This window comes from Pseudomonas sp. PDM21 (assembly GCF_014852505.2).
GTDB lineage: Bacteria > Pseudomonadota > Gammaproteobacteria > Pseudomonadales > Pseudomonadaceae > Pseudomonas.
Window position 1 is genome coordinate 654,700 of the sequence record NZ_CM181223.1, and the last position, 16,415, is coordinate 671,114.

At 60.9% G+C, this 16,415-nt stretch carries 24 protein-coding genes; 23 read left to right on the forward strand and 1 reads right to left on the reverse strand.

Going from position 1 to position 16,415, the window contains the following annotated elements:
- Positions 1-3 precede the first annotated feature (3 nt).
- From rplP to bfr, 22 genes are all read left to right on the forward strand, one after another.
- The gene (gene rplP / locus IB275_RS03180; RefSeq protein WP_009617163.1) at positions 4-417 is read left to right on the forward strand and encodes a 50S ribosomal protein L16; all 414 of its coding nucleotides are present in this window, start codon (positions 4-6) and stop codon (positions 415-417) included.
- Positions 417-608: a 50S ribosomal protein L29 gene (rpmC, locus tag IB275_RS03185; protein ID WP_003093720.1), complete on the forward strand. Its 192-nt coding sequence runs from the start codon at positions 417-419 to the stop codon at positions 606-608. Before rplP ends, rpmC begins: the two co-directional genes overlap by 1 nt.
- A gap of 2 nt (positions 609-610) precedes the next feature.
- Positions 611-877: a 30S ribosomal protein S17 gene (rpsQ, locus tag IB275_RS03190; protein ID WP_009617165.1), complete on the forward strand. Its 267-nt coding sequence runs from the start codon at positions 611-613 to the stop codon at positions 875-877.
- Between the two features lie 16 nt (positions 878-893).
- Complete coding sequence (rplN, locus tag IB275_RS03195; RefSeq protein WP_017521901.1) at positions 894-1,262, forward strand: 50S ribosomal protein L14; 369 nt, start codon at positions 894-896, stop codon at positions 1,260-1,262.
- A gap of 12 nt (positions 1,263-1,274) precedes the next feature.
- Positions 1,275-1,589 carry a 50S ribosomal protein L24 gene (rplX, locus tag IB275_RS03200; protein ID WP_045215317.1) on the forward strand — a complete coding sequence of 105 codons (315 nt, stop codon included), beginning with the start codon at positions 1,275-1,277 and terminating at the stop codon, positions 1,587-1,589.
- 19 nt (positions 1,590-1,608) lie between these two features.
- Entirely contained in the window at positions 1,609-2,148 is a 540-nt protein-coding gene (rplE, locus tag IB275_RS03205) for a 50S ribosomal protein L5 (protein ID WP_017521899.1), read from the forward strand.
- Between the two features lie 13 nt (positions 2,149-2,161).
- A complete protein-coding gene (gene rpsN / locus IB275_RS03210; protein ID WP_045215313.1) occupies positions 2,162-2,467 on the forward strand; it encodes a 30S ribosomal protein S14 in 306 nt (101 codons plus the stop codon).
- Positions 2,468-2,655: 188 nt separating this feature from the next.
- Positions 2,656-3,048 carry a 30S ribosomal protein S8 gene (rpsH, locus tag IB275_RS03215; protein WP_015475331.1) on the forward strand — a complete coding sequence of 131 codons (393 nt, stop codon included), beginning with the start codon at positions 2,656-2,658 and terminating at the stop codon, positions 3,046-3,048.
- An 11-nt stretch (positions 3,049-3,059) separates the two neighbouring features.
- Positions 3,060-3,593, forward strand: coding sequence for a 50S ribosomal protein L6 (rplF, locus tag IB275_RS03220; protein ID WP_015475332.1), 534 nt, complete (start codon positions 3,060-3,062; stop codon positions 3,591-3,593).
- Between the two features lie 10 nt (positions 3,594-3,603).
- A complete protein-coding gene (rplR, locus tag IB275_RS03225) occupies positions 3,604-3,954 on the forward strand; it encodes a 50S ribosomal protein L18 (protein ID WP_017521897.1) in 351 nt (116 codons plus the stop codon).
- A gap of 3 nt (positions 3,955-3,957) precedes the next feature.
- The gene (rpsE, locus tag IB275_RS03230; RefSeq protein WP_009617173.1) at positions 3,958-4,458 is read left to right on the forward strand and encodes a 30S ribosomal protein S5; all 501 of its coding nucleotides are present in this window, start codon (positions 3,958-3,960) and stop codon (positions 4,456-4,458) included.
- 2 nt (positions 4,459-4,460) lie between these two features.
- The gene (gene rpmD, locus IB275_RS03235) at positions 4,461-4,637 is read left to right on the forward strand and encodes a 50S ribosomal protein L30 (RefSeq protein ID WP_009617174.1); all 177 of its coding nucleotides are present in this window, start codon (positions 4,461-4,463) and stop codon (positions 4,635-4,637) included.
- A gap of 3 nt (positions 4,638-4,640) precedes the next feature.
- Positions 4,641-5,075: a 50S ribosomal protein L15 gene (rplO, locus tag IB275_RS03240; protein WP_045215310.1), complete on the forward strand. Its 435-nt coding sequence runs from the start codon at positions 4,641-4,643 to the stop codon at positions 5,073-5,075.
- The gene (gene secY, locus IB275_RS03245; RefSeq protein WP_024767080.1) at positions 5,076-6,407 is read left to right on the forward strand and encodes a preprotein translocase subunit SecY; all 1,332 of its coding nucleotides are present in this window, start codon (positions 5,076-5,078) and stop codon (positions 6,405-6,407) included.
- A gap of 24 nt (positions 6,408-6,431) precedes the next feature.
- Positions 6,432-6,548, forward strand: a complete 117-nt coding sequence (gene rpmJ / locus IB275_RS03250; RefSeq protein ID WP_045215308.1) for a 50S ribosomal protein L36 — start codon at positions 6,432-6,434, stop codon at positions 6,546-6,548.
- A 130-nt stretch (positions 6,549-6,678) separates the two neighbouring features.
- Positions 6,679-7,035: a 30S ribosomal protein S13 gene (rpsM, locus tag IB275_RS03255; protein WP_024767079.1), complete on the forward strand. Its 357-nt coding sequence runs from the start codon at positions 6,679-6,681 to the stop codon at positions 7,033-7,035.
- A gap of 18 nt (positions 7,036-7,053) precedes the next feature.
- Positions 7,054-7,443, forward strand: a complete 390-nt coding sequence (gene rpsK / locus IB275_RS03260; protein WP_003093689.1) for a 30S ribosomal protein S11 — start codon at positions 7,054-7,056, stop codon at positions 7,441-7,443.
- Between the two features lie 16 nt (positions 7,444-7,459).
- Positions 7,460-8,080 carry a 30S ribosomal protein S4 gene (gene rpsD / locus IB275_RS03265; RefSeq protein ID WP_054906702.1) on the forward strand — a complete coding sequence of 207 codons (621 nt, stop codon included), beginning with the start codon at positions 7,460-7,462 and terminating at the stop codon, positions 8,078-8,080.
- 22 nt (positions 8,081-8,102) lie between these two features.
- Positions 8,103-9,104 carry a DNA-directed RNA polymerase subunit alpha gene (locus tag IB275_RS03270; protein WP_009617182.1) on the forward strand — a complete coding sequence of 334 codons (1,002 nt, stop codon included), beginning with the start codon at positions 8,103-8,105 and terminating at the stop codon, positions 9,102-9,104.
- A gap of 43 nt (positions 9,105-9,147) precedes the next feature.
- Positions 9,148-9,537 (forward strand): 50S ribosomal protein L17, encoded by a 390-nt coding sequence (rplQ, locus tag IB275_RS03275; protein ID WP_015475338.1) that lies wholly within the window; start codon positions 9,148-9,150, stop codon positions 9,535-9,537.
- Positions 9,538-9,809: 272 nt separating this feature from the next.
- The gene (katA, locus tag IB275_RS03280) at positions 9,810-11,258 is read left to right on the forward strand and encodes a catalase KatA (RefSeq protein WP_192290593.1); all 1,449 of its coding nucleotides are present in this window, start codon (positions 9,810-9,812) and stop codon (positions 11,256-11,258) included.
- 134 nt (positions 11,259-11,392) lie between these two features.
- On the forward strand, positions 11,393-11,857 hold the full coding sequence (bfr, locus tag IB275_RS03285) for a bacterioferritin (protein WP_015475340.1): 465 nt from the start codon (positions 11,393-11,395) through the stop codon (positions 11,855-11,857).
- Positions 11,858-11,977: 120 nt separating this feature from the next.
- Here bfr and uvrA read toward each other — a convergent pair whose 3' ends face one another.
- A complete protein-coding gene (gene uvrA, locus IB275_RS03290; protein WP_081517084.1) occupies positions 11,978-14,812 on the reverse strand; it encodes an excinuclease ABC subunit UvrA in 2,835 nt (944 codons plus the stop codon).
- 213 nt (positions 14,813-15,025) lie between these two features.
- Here uvrA and IB275_RS03295 point away from each other — a divergent pair, with 213 nt between their 5' ends.
- Complete coding sequence (locus IB275_RS03295) at positions 15,026-16,414, forward strand: MFS transporter (RefSeq protein ID WP_081517085.1); 1,389 nt, start codon at positions 15,026-15,028, stop codon at positions 16,412-16,414.
- Position 16,415 lies beyond the last annotated feature (1 nt).

Consider the following 16,415-nt stretch of genomic DNA (forward strand, 5'->3'; position numbering starts at 1 on the left):
CAAATGCTGCAACCTAAGCGTACGAAGTTCCGCAAGCAAATGACCGGTCACAACCGTGGCCTGGCTCATCGCGGTTCCAAAGTCAGCTTCGGCGAGTTCGCCCTCAAGGCAACCAGCCGCGGCCGTCTCACCGCGCGTCAGATCGAGTCCGCACGTCGTGCGCTGACCCGTCACGTTAAACGTGGCGGCAAGATCTGGATTCGCGTATTCCCCGACAAGCCTGTTACCAAGAAGCCCCTGGAAGTACGTATGGGTAAAGGTAAGGGCGGCGTCGAGTACTGGGTAGCCCAGATTCAACCGGGCAAGGTCCTGTACGAGATCGAGGGTGTATCCGAAGAGCTGGCGCGTGAGGCATTCGCCCTGGCTGCTGCAAAGCTGCCGCTCGCCACCTCCTTTGTTAAGCGGACGGTGATGTGATGAAAGCGAATGAACTTCGTGAAAAATCCGTTGAGCAGCTGAACGAGCAACTGCTCGGCCTGCTGCGCGACCAGTTCAATCTGCGCATGCAGAAAGCAACTGGCCAGTTGGGGCAGTCTCACCTGCTCTCGCAGGTTAAGCGCGACATCGCTCGCGTGAAAACTGTGCTCAACCAGCAAGCAGGTAAGTAATCATGGCTGAAGCTCAGAAAACCGTCCGTACGCTGACTGGCCGCGTCGTCAGCGACAAGATGGACAAGACCGTCACCGTTCTGATCGAGCGCCGCGTTAAGCACCCGATCTACGGCAAATACGTGAAGCGTTCGACCAAACTGCACGCCCACGACGAAACCAACCAGTGCCGCATTGGTGACCTGGTCACCATTCGCGAGACCCGTCCTCTGGCCAAAACCAAGGCCTGGACTCTGGTTGACATCGTCGAGCGCGCGGTTGAAGTCTAAGGGTCGGAGATAGAAGATGATTCAGACTCAATCCATGCTCGAAGTCGCTGACAACAGCGGCGCGCGTCGCGTAATGTGCATCAAGGTGCTCGGCGGTTCCCACCGCCGCTACGCCGGCATTGGCGACATCATCAAGGTCACCGTCAAGGAAGCAATTCCGCGTGGCAAGGTGAAGAAGGGCCAGGTAATGACTGCCGTGGTCGTTCGCACCAAGCACGGCGTACGTCGTACCGACGGTTCCATCATTCGCTTCGACGGCAACGCCGCCGTCCTGCTGAACAACAAGCAGGAGCCGATCGGCACCCGTATCTTCGGGCCCGTGACTCGTGAACTTCGTACCGAGAAGTTCATGAAGATCGTCTCCCTTGCCCCAGAAGTGCTGTAAGGAGTAGCCGTCATGCAAAAAATTCGTCGTGACGACGAAGTCATCGTCATTGCCGGCAAGGACAAGGGCAAGCGTGGCAAAGTGATCAAGGTTCTGGCTGACGACCGTCTGGTCGTTGGCGGTGTGAACCTGGTCAAGCGCCACACCAAGCCCAACCCCATGCTCAACCAGCAAGGCGGGATCGTCGAGAAGGAGGCGCCTCTGCACGTCTCCAACGTCGCCATCTTCAACGCTGAAACCAACAAGGCTGACCGCGTTGGTTTCAAAGTCGAAGACGGTAAGAAGATTCGTGTCTTCAAGTCGACCCAGAAACCGGTTCAGGCTTGAGGGAGCTAGGTAGATCACCATGGCACGATTGAAAGAAATTTATCGGAAGGAAATCGCTCCCAAGCTGAAGCAAGAGCTTCAGCTGGCGAACGTGATGGAAGTTCCGCGCGTTACCAAAATCACCCTGAACATGGGTCTTGGCGAAGCTGTCGGCGACAAGAAAGTCATCGAGAGCGCCGTAGCTGATCTGGAAAAGATCGCGGGTCAGAAGCCGGTTGTGACTTACGCTCGTAAGTCCATCGCTGGTTTCAAGATTCGTGAAGGCTGGCCGATCGGCGTGAAAGTCACCCTGCGTGGCGATCGCATGTACGAGTTCCTGGACCGTCTGCTGTCGATCTCTCTGCCGCGCGTTCGTGACTTCCGCGGTCTGAACGCCAAGTCCTTCGACGGCCGTGGCAACTACAGCATGGGCGTCAAAGAGCAGATCATCTTCCCGGAAATCGATTACGACAAGATCGATGCCCTCCGCGGTATGGATATCACTCTGACCACCACCGCGCGTTCGGATGATGAGGGTCGTGCACTGCTGCGCGCCTTCAAATTCCCGTTCCGCAACTGATTGGAGTAGGACCATGGCTAAAGAGAGCATGAAGAACCGTGAGCTGAAGCGTCAGCAAACGGTAGCTAAGTACGCCAAAAAGCGTGCCGAGCTGAAAGCGATCATCGCTAATCCGAGCACTTCGGCTGAAGATCGTTGGAATGCCCAGGTCGCCCTGCAGAAGCAACCGCGTGACGCGAGCGCCAGCCGCCTGCGTAACCGTTGCCGCCTGACCGGTCGTCCGCACGGTTACTACCGCAAGTTCGGCCTGAGCCGTAACAAGCTGCGTGAAGCGGCAATGCGCGGTGACGTACCGGGCCTGGTGAAAGCCAGCTGGTAAGTGCTAGACGGGGTCGGCAACGGCTCCGTTGATCGCTTTGCGAAGCAAGCCCCCTCGTGGGGCTTGATTCGTTTTTGAGCGATCTCTAGAATACCCGGCTCCCCCGAGCCTGGGTTTAGATCGCCCGGCGTTTTGAGGGCGAGTTATGAAGTTGAAGGCTTATCTTTTGTATCAGGAGCATTAAGCCCATGAGTATGCAGGACCCGTTAGCAGACATGCTAACTCGCATCCGTAATGCCCAGATGGCTGAGAAGACCGTCGTGAGCATGCCGTCTTCCAAGCTGAAAGCGGCAGTCGCCAAAGTCCTCAAGGACGAAGGCTATATTGCGGATTTCCAAGTCACCGCCGAGGCCAAGCCTCTGCTGTCGATCGAGCTGAAGTACTTCGAAGGCAAGCCTGTCATCGAGGAAGTGAAGCGAATCAGCCGTCCTGGCCTGCGCCAGTACAAATCCGTAGACCAGCTGCCGAAAGTTCGTGGCGGCCTGGGCGTTTCGATCGTCTCCACCAACAAAGGTGTGATGACTGATCGTGCTGCCCGTGCCGCTGGCGTCGGTGGCGAAGTGCTCTGCACTGTGTTCTAAGGGGAATCAGCATGTCTCGCGTTGCTAAGAACCCCGTCATTCTGCCCGCCGGCGTCGAAATCAAGCTGGCTGGTCAGGAACTTTCGATCAAGGGTGCCAAAGGCGCTCTCGAGCTGAAAGTACATCCGTCCGTCGAAGTCATTCAGGACAACGGTGAGCTGCGTTTCGCTGCGCGTAACGGCGACCAGCAGACCCGTGCCATGGCCGGTACCACCCGCGCTCTGGTCAACAACATGGTAATCGGCGTCAGCCAGGGCTTCGAGCGCAAGCTCCAGCTGGTTGGTGTTGGTTACAAAGCGCAGGCCAAAGGCCAAGTGCTGTCCCTGGCTCTCGGCTTCTCCCACCCGGTTGATTACGAACTGCCTGCCGGCATCGTCGCGGAAACCCCCAGCCAGACCGACATCCTGATCAAGGGTATCGACAAGCAGCTGGTTGGCCAGGTTGCCGCGGAAATCCGCGACTTCCGTCCGCCGGAGCCGTACAAAGGCAAGGGCGTGCGTTACGCCGACGAAGTCGTCCTTCGTAAAGAAGCCAAGAAGAAGTAGGGCATAGCAAATGAGCGTCAAGAAAGAAACCCGTCTGCGCCGCGCTCGCAAGGCTCGCCTGAAGATGCGCGAACTGGAAGCCGTACGCCTCTGCGTGTACCGCTCCTCCCAGCACATCTACGCCCAGGTCATTGCAGCCGACGGCGGCAAGGTCCTGGCCAGCGCCTCGACCCTGGACAAAGAACTGCGCGAAGCTGCCACCGGCAACGTCGACGCAGCCAAGAAAGTTGGTCAACTGGTCGCGGAACGCGCCAAGGCTGCCGGCGTCACTCAGGTGGCGTTCGACCGTTCTGGCTTCAAGTACCACGGTCGTATCAAGGCCCTGGCTGATGCCGCTCGTGAAGGCGGTCTGGAGTTCTAAGTTATGGCAAACAACGATCAAAAGCGCGACGAAGGCTACATCGAGAAGCTGGTTCAAGTGAACCGCGTCGCCAAAACCGTAAAAGGTGGCCGTATCTTCGCCTTCACCGCGCTGACCGTGGTTGGCGATGGCAAGGGCCGTGTTGGCTTCGGTCGTGGCAAGGCGCGTGAAGTGCCTGCTGCCATCCAGAAGGCAATGGAAGCTGCTCGCCGCAACATGATCCAGGTTGATCTGAACGGCACCACCCTGCAGTACCCGACCAAGTCCGCTCATGGCGCCTCCAAGGTGTACATGCAGCCGGCTTCCGAAGGTACCGGCATCATCGCCGGCGGCGCCATGCGCGCTGTCCTGGAAGTTGCTGGTGTGCAGAACGTTCTGGCGAAGTGCTACGGCTCCACCAATCCGGTGAACGTGGTCTACGCAACCTTCAAGGGCCTGAAGAACATGCAGTCCCCTGAGTCGGTAGCGGCCAAGCGTGGCAAGAGCGTCGAGGAGATTCTCTAACCATGGCAACTGTCAAAGTTACCCTGATCAAGAGCCTGAACGGCCGTCTGGCCAATCACAAGGCTTGCGTCAAAGGCCTCGGCCTGCGTCGCATTAATCACACCGTCGAAGTTCAGGACACTCCTGAAAACCGCGGCATGATTAACAAGGCTTACTACCTGCTGCGTGTGGAGGGTTAATCCATGCAACTGAACGATCTGCGTTCCGCGCCGGGTGCCCGTCGCGAAAAGCACCGTCCGGGCCGTGGCATCGGTAGCGGTCTGGGCAAGACCGGTGGCCGTGGTCACAAAGGTCAAACCTCCCGCTCCGGTGGCTCCATCGCTCCGGGCTTCGAGGGTGGTCAGCAACCGCTGCACCGTCGTCTGCCGAAGTTCGGCTTCAACTCGCTGAAAGCCATGGATCGCGCAGAAGTGCGCACTTCCGAACTGGCCAAGGTCGAGGGTGATGTCGTAACCGTGCAGTCCCTGAAGGATGCCAACGTGATTAACCAGAACGTACAGCGTGTGAAAGTCATGCTGTCGGGCGACGTTACTCGCGCAGTCACCCTGAAAGGCATCGGCGCCACCAAGGGCGCTCGTGCGGCTATCGAAGCAGCTGGCGGCAAAATCGAGGACTAAATGGCTAAGCAAGGTGCTCTCTCTGCGCTGAGCAACGGTGGTGGTTTGTCCGAGCTCTGGGCACGTCTGCGTTTCCTGTTCCTGGCGATCATCGTCTATCGGATCGGCGCGCATATCCCAGTCCCGGGCATCAACCCCGATCGCTTGGCGGCACTGTTCCGGCAGAACGAGGGGACCATTCTTAGCCTCTTCAACATGTTTTCCGGCGGCGCGCTGGAGCGCATGAGTATCTTTGCACTGGGGATCATGCCGTACATCTCGGCATCGATCATCATGCAGCTCATGACCGCTATCAGCCCGCAGCTGGAGCAGTTGAAGAAAGAGGGTGAGTCTGGGCGTCGCAAGATCAGCCAGTACACCCGCTACGCAACTCTCGTCCTGGCACTCGTCCAGGCCATTGGCATGTCCATTGGTCTGGGTAGCCAGGGCGTGGCCTTCTCCAACGACTTCGGCTTCTACTTCGTGTCGGTCACCACCTTCGTGGCGGGTGCACTGTTCATGATGTGGCTGGGTGAGCAGATCACCGAACGGGGTGTCGGCAACGGCATCTCCATGCTGATCTTCTCCGGTATCGTCGCAGGCCTGCCCCGAGCAATCGGTCAGTCCTTCGAGTCCGCGCGTCAAGGTGACATCAACATCTTCGCCCTGATCGCCATCGGCCTCCTGGCTGTGGCAATCATCGCGTTCGTGGTGTTCATCGAGCGGGGTCAGCGCCGTATCGCCGTGCATTACGCCAAGCGCCAGCAAGGTCGCAAGGTGTTTGCCGCCCAGACGAGCCATCTGCCGCTGAAAGTGAACATGGCGGGTGTAATCCCCGCGATTTTCGCCAGCAGCATCCTGCTGTTCCCGGCATCCCTGGGTGCCTGGTTCGGTCAGTCGGAAGGCCTGGGTTGGCTGCAGGACGTCGCGCAAGCGATTGCTCCTGGTCAGCCGCTGAACATTCTGCTGTTTAGTGCAGGGATCGTTTTCTTCTGCTTCTTCTACACAGCGCTGATGTTCAACCCGAAGGACGTGGCGGAAAACCTCAAGAAGTCCGGTGCATTTATTCCGGGTATTCGTCCGGGTGAACAGTCGGCTCGCTACATCGATGGCGTGTTGACCCGTTTGACCATGTTCGGTGCCCTGTACATGACGGCTGTGTGCCTGCTGCCCCAGTTCCTGGTCGTAGCTGCCCACGTACCGTTCTACCTTGGCGGGACCTCGTTGCTGATCGTGGTCGTGGTTGTGATGGACTTTATGGCTCAAGTACAATCGCACCTCGTTTCGCACCAGTACGAATCCCTCATGAAGAAAGCCAACCTGAAGGGCTATGGCAGCGGACTGCTGCGCTGACCCGTAAGGTTCGAGGAGTCACTGATGAAAGTTCGTGCATCGGTTAAGAAGCTGTGCCGTAACTGCAAGATCGTCCGTCGCGAAGGCGTCGTTCGTGTGATCTGCAGCTCGGAGCCGCGTCACAAGCAGCGCCAAGGCTGAGTGTGAACCACGCGTTATAACCCGGCAGCTAGTGTGCTGCCGGGTTGATTATTTGTTTTTACAGCGCTAATATCCGCGCCCTTTCTTGGCTCCCTGGGCGCCGGGTAGCTGTCAATTGGAGTTTTTCTGAATGGCCCGTATTGCAGGCGTAAACATTCCGGATAACAAGCACACTGTTATCTCGCTGACCTACATCTATGGTGTTGGTCGCACTACCGCACAGAGCATCTGTGCAGCCACCGGCATCAGCCCGGCTGTAAAGATCAAAGAGCTGAGCGAAGAGCAGATTGATTCGCTGCGTACCGAGGTGGCCAAGCTGACCACCGAAGGTGACCTGCGTCGCGAAATCAACATGAACATCAAGCGTCTGATGGACCTCGGTTGCTACCGCGGTCTGCGTCATCGTCGTGGTCTGCCGGTTCGCGGTCAGCGCACCAAGACCAACGCGCGCACCCGTAAGGGCCCGCGTAAGCCGATCCGCAAGTAATCGCTTAGGAATCTAGTCATGGCAAAACCTGCTGCTCGTCCTCGCAAGAAAGTCAAAAAGACGGTGGTCGACGGGATCGCGCATATCCACGCGTCCTTCAACAACACCATCGTTACCATCACTGATCGTCAGGGCAACGCTCTGTCCTGGGCTACCTCCGGTGGTTCGGGCTTCCGCGGCTCGCGTAAGAGCACCCCGTTCGCTGCCCAGGTAGCGGCCGAGCGTGCCGGCCAGGCTGCTCTGGAATACGGTCTGAAGAACCTTGACGTAAACGTCAAAGGCCCGGGCCCGGGTCGCGAGTCGGCTGTTCGTGCGCTGAATGCCTGCGGTTACAAGATCGCCAGCATCACCGACGTAACCCCGATCCCGCATAACGGCTGCCGTCCGCCGAAAAAGCGTCGCGTGTAATAGGAGACAGTGAGAAATGGCTCGTTACATTGGTCCCAAGTGCAAACTGTCCCGCCGCGAAGGCACTGACCTCTTCCTGAAGAGCGGCGTTCGTGCCCTCGACTCGAAGTGCAAGGCAGAACAAGTTCCCGGTCAGCATGGCCAGCGTCGTGGTCGCCTGTCCGACTACGGTCTGCAGCTGCGCGAGAAGCAAAAAGTTCGCCGCATCTACGGCGTTCTGGAACGTCAATTCCGTGGCTACTATCAGGAAGCGTCCCGCCGCAAGGGCTCCACGGGTGAAAACCTGCTGCAGCTGCTTGAGTGCCGTCTGGACAACGTCGTCTACCGTATGGGCTTCGGTTCCACTCGTTCCGAATCCCGTCAGCTGGTGTCCCACAAGACCATCAGCGTCAACGGTCAGACCGTAAACGTACCGTCCTACCAGGTCAAAGCTGGTGACGTGGTTGCTGTTCGCGAGAAATCGAAGAACCAGCTGCGTATCGCCCAAGCTCTGGACCTGTGCGCCCAGCGCGGTCGCGTTGAGTGGGTCGACGTGGACACCGACAAGAAAGCTGGCACCTTCAAAAGTGTCCCGGCTCGTGCCGATCTGTCCGCCGACATCAACGAAAACCTGATTGTCGAGCTCTACTCCAAGTAAGGGCTAGAAAATAGGTGCATCCATGCAGAGTTCGGTAAATGAGTTCCTGACCCCCCGCCACATCGATGTGCAGGTGGTCAGCCAAACCCGCGCCAAGATCACTCTCGAGCCTCTCGAGCGTGGTTTCGGCCATACCCTGGGCAACGCGCTGCGTCGCATCCTGTTGTCCTCCATGCCTGGCTGTGCAGTAGTCGAGGCCGAGATCGACGGCGTACTCCACGAGTACTCCGCCATCGAAGGTGTGCAGGAAGATGTCATCGAGATCCTGCTCAACCTGAAAGGCCTGGCCATCAAGCTGCACGGCCGTGACGAAGTGACGCTGACCCTGGCGAAAAAGGGCTCGGGTGTGGTGACCGCTGCCGATATTCAGCTGGATCATGATGTCGAGATCGTCAACGGTGACCATGTTATCGCCCACTTGGCCGATAACGGCGCGCTGAACATGAAGCTGAAAGTCGCTCGTGGCCGTGGCTACGAGCCGGCTGATGCCCGTTCGAGCGATGAAGATGAAAGCCGTAGCATTGGCCGTCTTCAGCTCGACGCCTCGTTCAGCCCCGTACGTCGTGTTGCCTACGTGGTCGAAAACGCCCGTGTCGAACAGCGTACCAACCTGGACAAGCTGGTCCTCGATCTGGAAACCAACGGCACCCTGGACCCTGAAGAGGCTATCCGTCGCGCCGCTACCATCCTGCAACAGCAGCTGGCAGCGTTCGTGGACCTCAAAGGCGACAGCGAGCCTGTTGTTGAAGAGCAGGAAGACGAGATCGATCCGATCCTGCTGCGTCCGGTCGATGACCTTGAGCTGACCGTCCGTTCGGCCAACTGCCTGAAGGCAGAGAACATCTACTACATCGGTGACCTGATTCAGCGCACCGAAGTAGAGCTGCTCAAAACGCCGAACCTGGGCAAGAAGTCCCTGACCGAAATCAAGGACGTTCTGGCCTCTCGCGGTCTGTCCCTCGGTATGCGCCTCGACAACTGGCCGCCGGCAAGTCTCAAGAAAGACGACAAGGCTACTGCCTGATCGTCGTAGCTACCGAACGTAAAGTTTGGAAAGGAATTGAACCATGCGCCATCGTAAAAGTGGTCGTCACCTGAGCCGCACCAGCGCGCACCGCAAGGCTATGTTCCAGAACATGGCTGTGTCGCTCTTCGAACACGAACTGATCAAAACCACCCTGCCTAAGGCCAAGGAACTGCGTCGCGTTGCCGAGCCGCTGATCACCCTGGCTAAAGTGGATAGCGTTGCCAACCGTCGTCTCGCTTTCGACCGTACCCGTTCGAAAGAAGCCGTAGGCAAGCTGTTCAACGAACTGGGCAAGCGCTATGCCAACCGTCCGGGCGGCTACCTGCGCATCCTGAAGTGCGGCTTCCGCGCTGGCGACAATGCCCCCATGGCATACGTCGAACTGATTGACCGCGCTGTTGGCGGCCAAGCAGTAGAAGCTGCAGAGTAAGGTTTACGCCTTATAAGAAACCGGGCCCTGTGCCCGGTTTTTTATCGCCCATAGAAAAGTTTTTATCTATCGATCGGCTCGAATCAATAAATTGGCTGATCCATGCCCTTGTCACCGATCCTTAACGACGCCGACTTCTACTGCTTGCTGAGCTGGATCAACAGCCGCAACGCCGGTGGAGGCGCTTAATTGTCCGACTGGGATGTCGGGCCGCGCTCACAGCCTTCGTGATCCGCCGGTCTTCGAACACCCCGCCGTTGAGGAGAGTAACGATGAGTGACAACACCCGCCTGACGACTGCTGCCGGAGCGCCGGTCGCCGATAACCAGAACGTCCAGACCGCCGGCCCGCGGGGCCCGATGCTGCTGCAGGACGTCTGGTTCCTGGAGAAACTGGCGCACTTCGACCGCGAAGTGATCCCTGAGCGCCGCATGCATGCCAAGGGCTCCGCGGCCTACGGCACCTTCACCGTCACCCACGACATTACCCAGTACAGCCGCGCCAAGCTGTTCTCCGAGGTCGGCAAGCAGACTCCGCTGTTCCTGCGCTTTTCCACGGTGGCAGGCGAGCGTGGCGCGGCGGATGCCGAGCGCGACATCCGCGGCTTCGCCATGAAGTTTTACACCGAGGAAGGCAACTGGGACCTGGTGGGCAACAACACCCCGGTCTTCTACTTCCGCGACCCGCTGAAATTCCCCGACCTGAACCACGTGGTGAAACGCGATCCGCGCACCAACCTGCGCAACGCGACCCTGAAGTGGGACTTCTTCTCGCACCTGCCCGAAGCCCTGCACCAGCTGACCATCGACTTCAGCGATCGCGGGCTGCCGCGCAGCTACCGTCACGTCCACGGCTTCGGCAGCCACACCTTCAGCTTCATCAACGCCAGCCACGAGCGCTTCTGGGTCAAGTTCCACTTCAAGACCCAACAGGGCATCGAGAACCTGAGCAACGAGGAAGCCGCCAAGCTGGTTGGCGCCGACCGCGAAAGCTCGCAGCGTGACCTGTACGACGCCATCGAACGCGGCGATTTCCCGCGCTGGAAGATGTATGTGCAGGTAATGCCTGAGAAGGAGGCTGCGAGCTACCGATACAACCCGTTCGACCTGACCAAGGTCTGGCCGCACGGCGACTATCCGCTGATCGAGGTGGGCTACTTCGAGCTCAACCGTAACCCGGCGAACTACTTCGCCGAGGTCGAACAGTCCGCCTTCAGCCCGGCGAACATCGTCCCCGGTATCGGCTTCTCGCCGGACAGGATGCTCCAGGGCCGCCTGTTCTCCTACGGCGATGCGCACCGCTACCGCCTGGGCGTGAACCACCACCAGATCCCGGTGAACGCTGCGCGCAATAACCCGCGAATCTACCACCGCGACGGCGCCATGCGGGTGGACGGCAACAACGGCGACATGACCGTCACCTACGAGCCGAACAGCTTCAACCAGTGGCAGGAGCAGCCGGACTACTCCGAGCCGCCGTTGACGCTGGAAGGCACTGCGGATCACTGGAACCACCGCGTTGACGATGACTACTACAGCCAGCCGGCTGCGCTGTTCCGCCTGTTCGACGAAGCCCAGCGGCAGCGTCTCTACGAGAATATCGCCGGTGACATGGCGGGTGTGCCAGAGGCCATCCAGCGTCGTCAGCTGGCACTGTTCTTCAACATCGACCCGGCCTACGGTGAAGGCGTTGCCAAGGCGCTGGGCCTGAAGCTGGACTAAGCTGAAGCCGTTCCACCTGCCGCCCTCTTCGGAGGGCGGTTGCGTTTGTGGGGCATTGCGGACTTGACCCCGGTCATGGCCAGTCGCGACCATAGCGCCGTTTAATTCGCTGTCACGTCCCAGGGAGAAGGCTGATGCAAGGCCACGCCGAGGTTATCGATTATCTCAACACGCTGCTGACCGGTGAGCTGGCCGCTCGCGACCAGTACTTCATCCATTCGCGCATGTACGAGGACTGGGGCTTTACCAAGCTCTACGAGCGCCTCAACCACGAAATGGAAGAGGAAACCCAGCACGCCGACGCCCTGCTGCGTCGCATCCTGCTGCTCGAAGGCACTCCGCGCATGCGCCCGGACGACATCCACCCGGGCAAGACCGTGCCGGAGATGCTGGAAGCCGACCTTAAGCTGGAGCGTCACGTACGCGCCGCCCTGGCCAAGGGCATCGCCCTGTGCGAGAAGCACAAGGACTTCGTCACCCGCGACATCCTGCGCGTGCAGCTGACCGATACCGAGGAAGACCACGCGTATTGGCTTGAGCAGCAGCTGGGCCTGATCCAGAAGATGGGCCTGGAGAACTACCTGCAGTCGCAGATCTGATCTGTATCTTGCAGGAGCGCGCGAGGCGCGCTGATCGCGGGCATAGTCCGCTCCTACAAGATCCAAAAGAAAAGCCCCTGCGCCATTCGGCGGCAGGGGCTTTTTTCATGCCGGTGCGGATCAGGCCCGATCGCGCTCCAGCAGCGGCTTGAGGAAGTGCCCGGTGTGCGACACCGCCAGTTCCGCGACCTGCTCCGGTGTGCCGGTGGCGATGATCTGGCCGCCCTTGGAGCCGCCCTCGGGGCCGAGGTCGACCAGCCAGTCGGCGGTCTTGATCACATCCAGGTTATGCTCGATCACCACCACCGTGTTGCCGTGGTCGCGCAGGCGGTGCAGCACGTCGAGCAGTTGCTGGATATCCGCGAAGTGCAGGCCGGTGGTCGGCTCGTCGAGGATGTACAGGGTCTTGCCGGTATCGCGCTTGGACAGCTCGCGGGACAGCTTCACCCGTTGCGCCTCACCACCGGACAGCGTGGTCGCGCTCTGGCCCAGCTTGATGTACGACAGGCCGACGTCCATCAGTGTCTGCAGCTTGCGGGCGATGGCCGGCACGGCGTCGAAGAACGCCCGGGCGTCCTCGATGGTCATGTCCAGCACCTCGGTGATGCTCTTGCCCTTGTAGCGGACTTCCAGGGTCTCGCGGTTGTAGCGCTTGCCCTTGCAGACGTCGCAGGGGACGTAGATGTCCGGCAGGAAGTGCATCTCTACCTTGATCACGCCGTCGCCCTGGCAGGCCTCGCAGCGGCCGCCCTTGACGTTGAACGAGAAACGCCCCGGACCGTAGCCGCGCGAGCGGGCTTCCGGCACGCCGGCGAACAGCTCGCGGATCGGCGTGAACAGCCCGGTGTAGGTCGCCGGGTTGGAGCGCGGGGTGCGGCCGATCGGGCTCTGGTCGATGTCCACCACCTTGTCCAGGTGCTGCAGGCCGTCGAACGAGTCGTAGGGCGCGACCTCCAGCGTGGTGGCGCCGTTGAGCGCGGTGGCGGTGATCGGGAACAGGGTGTTGTTGATCAGCGTCGACTTGCCCGAGCCGGAGACGCCGGTGATGCAGGTGAACAGGCCGACCGGGATTTCCAGGTTGACGTTCTGCAGGTTGTTGCCGCGCGCGCCCTTGAGCTTGAGCAGCTGCTTCTTGTTGCGCGGGGTGCGCTCGGCGGGCACGACGATCTTGGTGCGGCCGGACAGGTAGGCGCCGGTGACCGAGTCCGGATGGTCCATGACCTGTTGCGGTGTGCCCTCGGCGACGATCTGCCCGCCGTGCACGCCGGCGCCGGGGCCGATGTCGACGACATAGTCGGCGAGGCGGATGGCGTCCTCGTCGTGCTCGACCACGATCACCGTGTTGCCCAGGTTGCGCAGATGGGTGAGGGTGCCCAGCAGGCGCTCGTTGTCTCGCTGGTGCAGGCCGATGGAGGGCTCGTCGAGGATGTACATGACGCCCACCAGGCCGGCGCCGATCTGGCTGGCCAGTCGGATGCGCTGGGCCTCGCCGCCGGACAGGGTGTCGGCGCTGCGGTCCAGGGTCAGGTAGTCGAGGCCGACGTTGACCAGGAACTGCAGGCGCTCGCGAATCTCCTTGAGGATCTTCGAGGCGATCTCGCCGCGGCGGCCGGTCAGGGTCAGGCTTTCGGCGTACTCACAGGCGGTGCCCACCGGCATCGAGGTGATCGCCGGCAGGGTCTTGTCGCCCACCCAGACGTGACGCGCCTCGCGGCGCAGGCGGGTGCCGTGGCAGTCCGGGCAGGGCTGGGTGCTGAGGAACTTGGCCAGCTCCTCGCGCACGGTGGCCGACTCGGTCTCGCGGTAGCGGCGCTCCAGGTTCGGCAGGATGCCCTCGAACGGGTGCGCGCGCTTGACGATGTCGCCACGGTCGTTGAGGTAGCGGAACTCGACATTCTCGCGGCCGGAGCCGTTGAGGATGAATTTCTGGTGGTCCGGGTCGAGGTCCTGGAACGGTTCTTCCAGGCTGAAGCCGAAGTGCCCGGCCAGCGAGCCGAGCATCTGGAAGTAGTAGACATTGCGCCGGTCCCAGCCGCGGATCGCGCCCTCGGCGAGGGTCAGCTCGCCGTTGACCACCCGGCGCGCGTCGAAGAACTGCTTCACGCCCAGGCCGTCGCAGGTCGGGCAGGCGCCGGCCGGGTTGTTGAAGGAGAACAGCTTGGGTTCCAGCTCGCTGATGGAATGGCCGCAGATCGGGCAGGCGAAGCGGGCGGAGAAGATCATCTCTTCGCCTTCTTCGTCATCCATCGGTGCCACCAGCGCGATGCCGTCTGCCAGGTTGATCGCCGTCTCGAAGGATTCCGCGAGGCGCTGCTGCAGGTCGCCACGCACCTTGAAGCGGTCGACCACGATGTCGATGGAGTGCTTGAGCTTCTTGTCCAGCTTGGGCACTTCATCCAGTTCGTAGAGCTTGCCGTCGACGCGGGCACGGACGAAGCCCTGGGCGCGCATCTCCTCGAACACCGCCAGGTGCTCGCCCTTGCGCTCGCGGATCACCGGAGCCAGCAGCATCAGCTTGCGGCCTTCGGGCAGCGCGAGCACCTGGTCGACCATCTGGCTGACTGTCTGGGCTTCCAGCGGGATATCGTGGTCCGGGCAGCGCGGAATACCCACGCGTGCATAGAGCAGGCGAAGGTAGTCGTAGATCTCGGTGATGGTGCCCACGGTGGAACGCGGGTTGTGGGAGGTGGATTTCTGCTCGATGGAAATTGCCGGCGACAGGCCTTCGATGGTGTCGACATCAGGCTTTTCCATCATCGAGAGGAATTGCCGGGCGTAGGCCGACAGGGATTCCACATAGCGGCGCTGGCCTTCGGCGTAGAGCGTGTCGAAGGCCAGGGAAGACTTGCCGGAACCGGACAGGCCGGTGATCACGATCAGCTTGTCGCGCGGCAGGGTCAGGTCGATGTTCTTCAGGTTGTGGGTACGTGCCCCACGGATGAGGATCTTGTCCACTGCGGCCTCGCATGGCGGGCGAAAACTATCGATTATACGGGGCGTTTCCGGCACGCGGCAAAGTAGCGCGTGTGTGCCCTTGGACCGTTGGGCTGGTAGAATGCGCGGCTATTTTTCGGCGTTGGCGACAACCGGCCCTGCAAGGCCCGGATGGCGCGCCGCCACGGGGGCAATCCAGCGCATTCCCGTTTTTTGTCTTTTCATGAGGGGCTTATGCACGATTCCCACACTGAGCGCATGAGTGGCACCGAAACCCGCGCGGCCGCCGGCCTGTCCCTGGTCTTCGCGTTCCGCATGCTCGGCATGTTCATGGTCCTGCCGGTGCTCGCCACCTACGGCCAGGACCTGGCCGGCGCCACCCCGGCACTGATCGGCCTGGCCATCGGCGCCTACGGCCTGACCCAGGCGATCCTGCAGATTCCGCTGGGCACCCTGTCCGACCGCATCGGCCGTCGGCCGATCATCGTCGTTGGCCTGCTGGTGTTCGCCGCTGGTGCCGCGCTGGCGGCCAACGCCGACTCCATCTGGGGCATTATCGCCGGCCGCGTCCTGCAGGGCGCCGGGGCGATCTCCGCGGCGGTGATGGCGATGCTCTCCGACCTCACCCGCGAGCAGCACCGCACCAAGGCCATGGCCATGATCGGCATGAGCATCGGCGTATCCTTCGCCGTGGCGATGGTCGCAGGCCCGGTACTGACCCACTGGTTCGGCCTGCACGGCCTGTTCTGGTTCACCGCCGGCATGGCGCTGGTGGGCATGCTGATCATCCTGTTCTTCGTGCCGACCCCCGACCACCGCATGCAGCACCGCGAGTCCAGCGTGGCCAAGCAGTCGCTGCTGCCGACCCTGAAGAACGGCGAACTGCTGCGCCTGGACGCCGGCATTCTGGTCCTGCACGCTATCCTCATGGCCAGCTTCGTCGCGCTGCCACTGGCGCTGGTGGAGCGCGCCGGGCTGCCCAAGGAAGAACACTGGTGGGTCTACCTGACCGCGCTGCTGGTGGGCTTCTTCGGCATGGTCCCGTTCATCATCTACGCCGAGAAGAAGCGTCAGATGAAACGCGTGCTGACCGGTGCCGTGGCGACCCTGATGCTCTGCGAACTGTTCTTCTGGGAGTTCGGCAACAGCCTCAAGGAACTGGTGTTCGGCATCATCGTCTACTTCACCGCGTTCAACCTGCTGGAGGCTTCGCTGCCTTCGCTGGTGAGCAAGGTTTCTCCGGCCGGCGGCAAGGGCACGGCAATGGGCGTGTACTCCACCAGCCAGTTCCTCGGCGCCGCCGTGGGCGGCATCCTGGGCGGCTGGATGTTCCAGCACGGCGGGCTCGACGGGGTGTTCATCGGCTGCGCGGTGCTGGCTGCCATCTGGCTGGCGATTGCTGTTACCATGCGCGAACCGCCTTATGTAACGAGTATTCGCCTGCCTCTTTCCGATGAGGCGCTGCGCGATGCTTCGTTGGCTGAGCGTTTCAAGGCATTGCCCGGTGTGAGCGATGTGATGGTGGTCGCTGAAGAAGCGGCCGCTTATGTCAAAGTGGATTCCCAACAAGTTGATCGCACGTCCCTCGAGCGCCTTGCCGGTGCCGAGCAGGCGACGTGCTGAA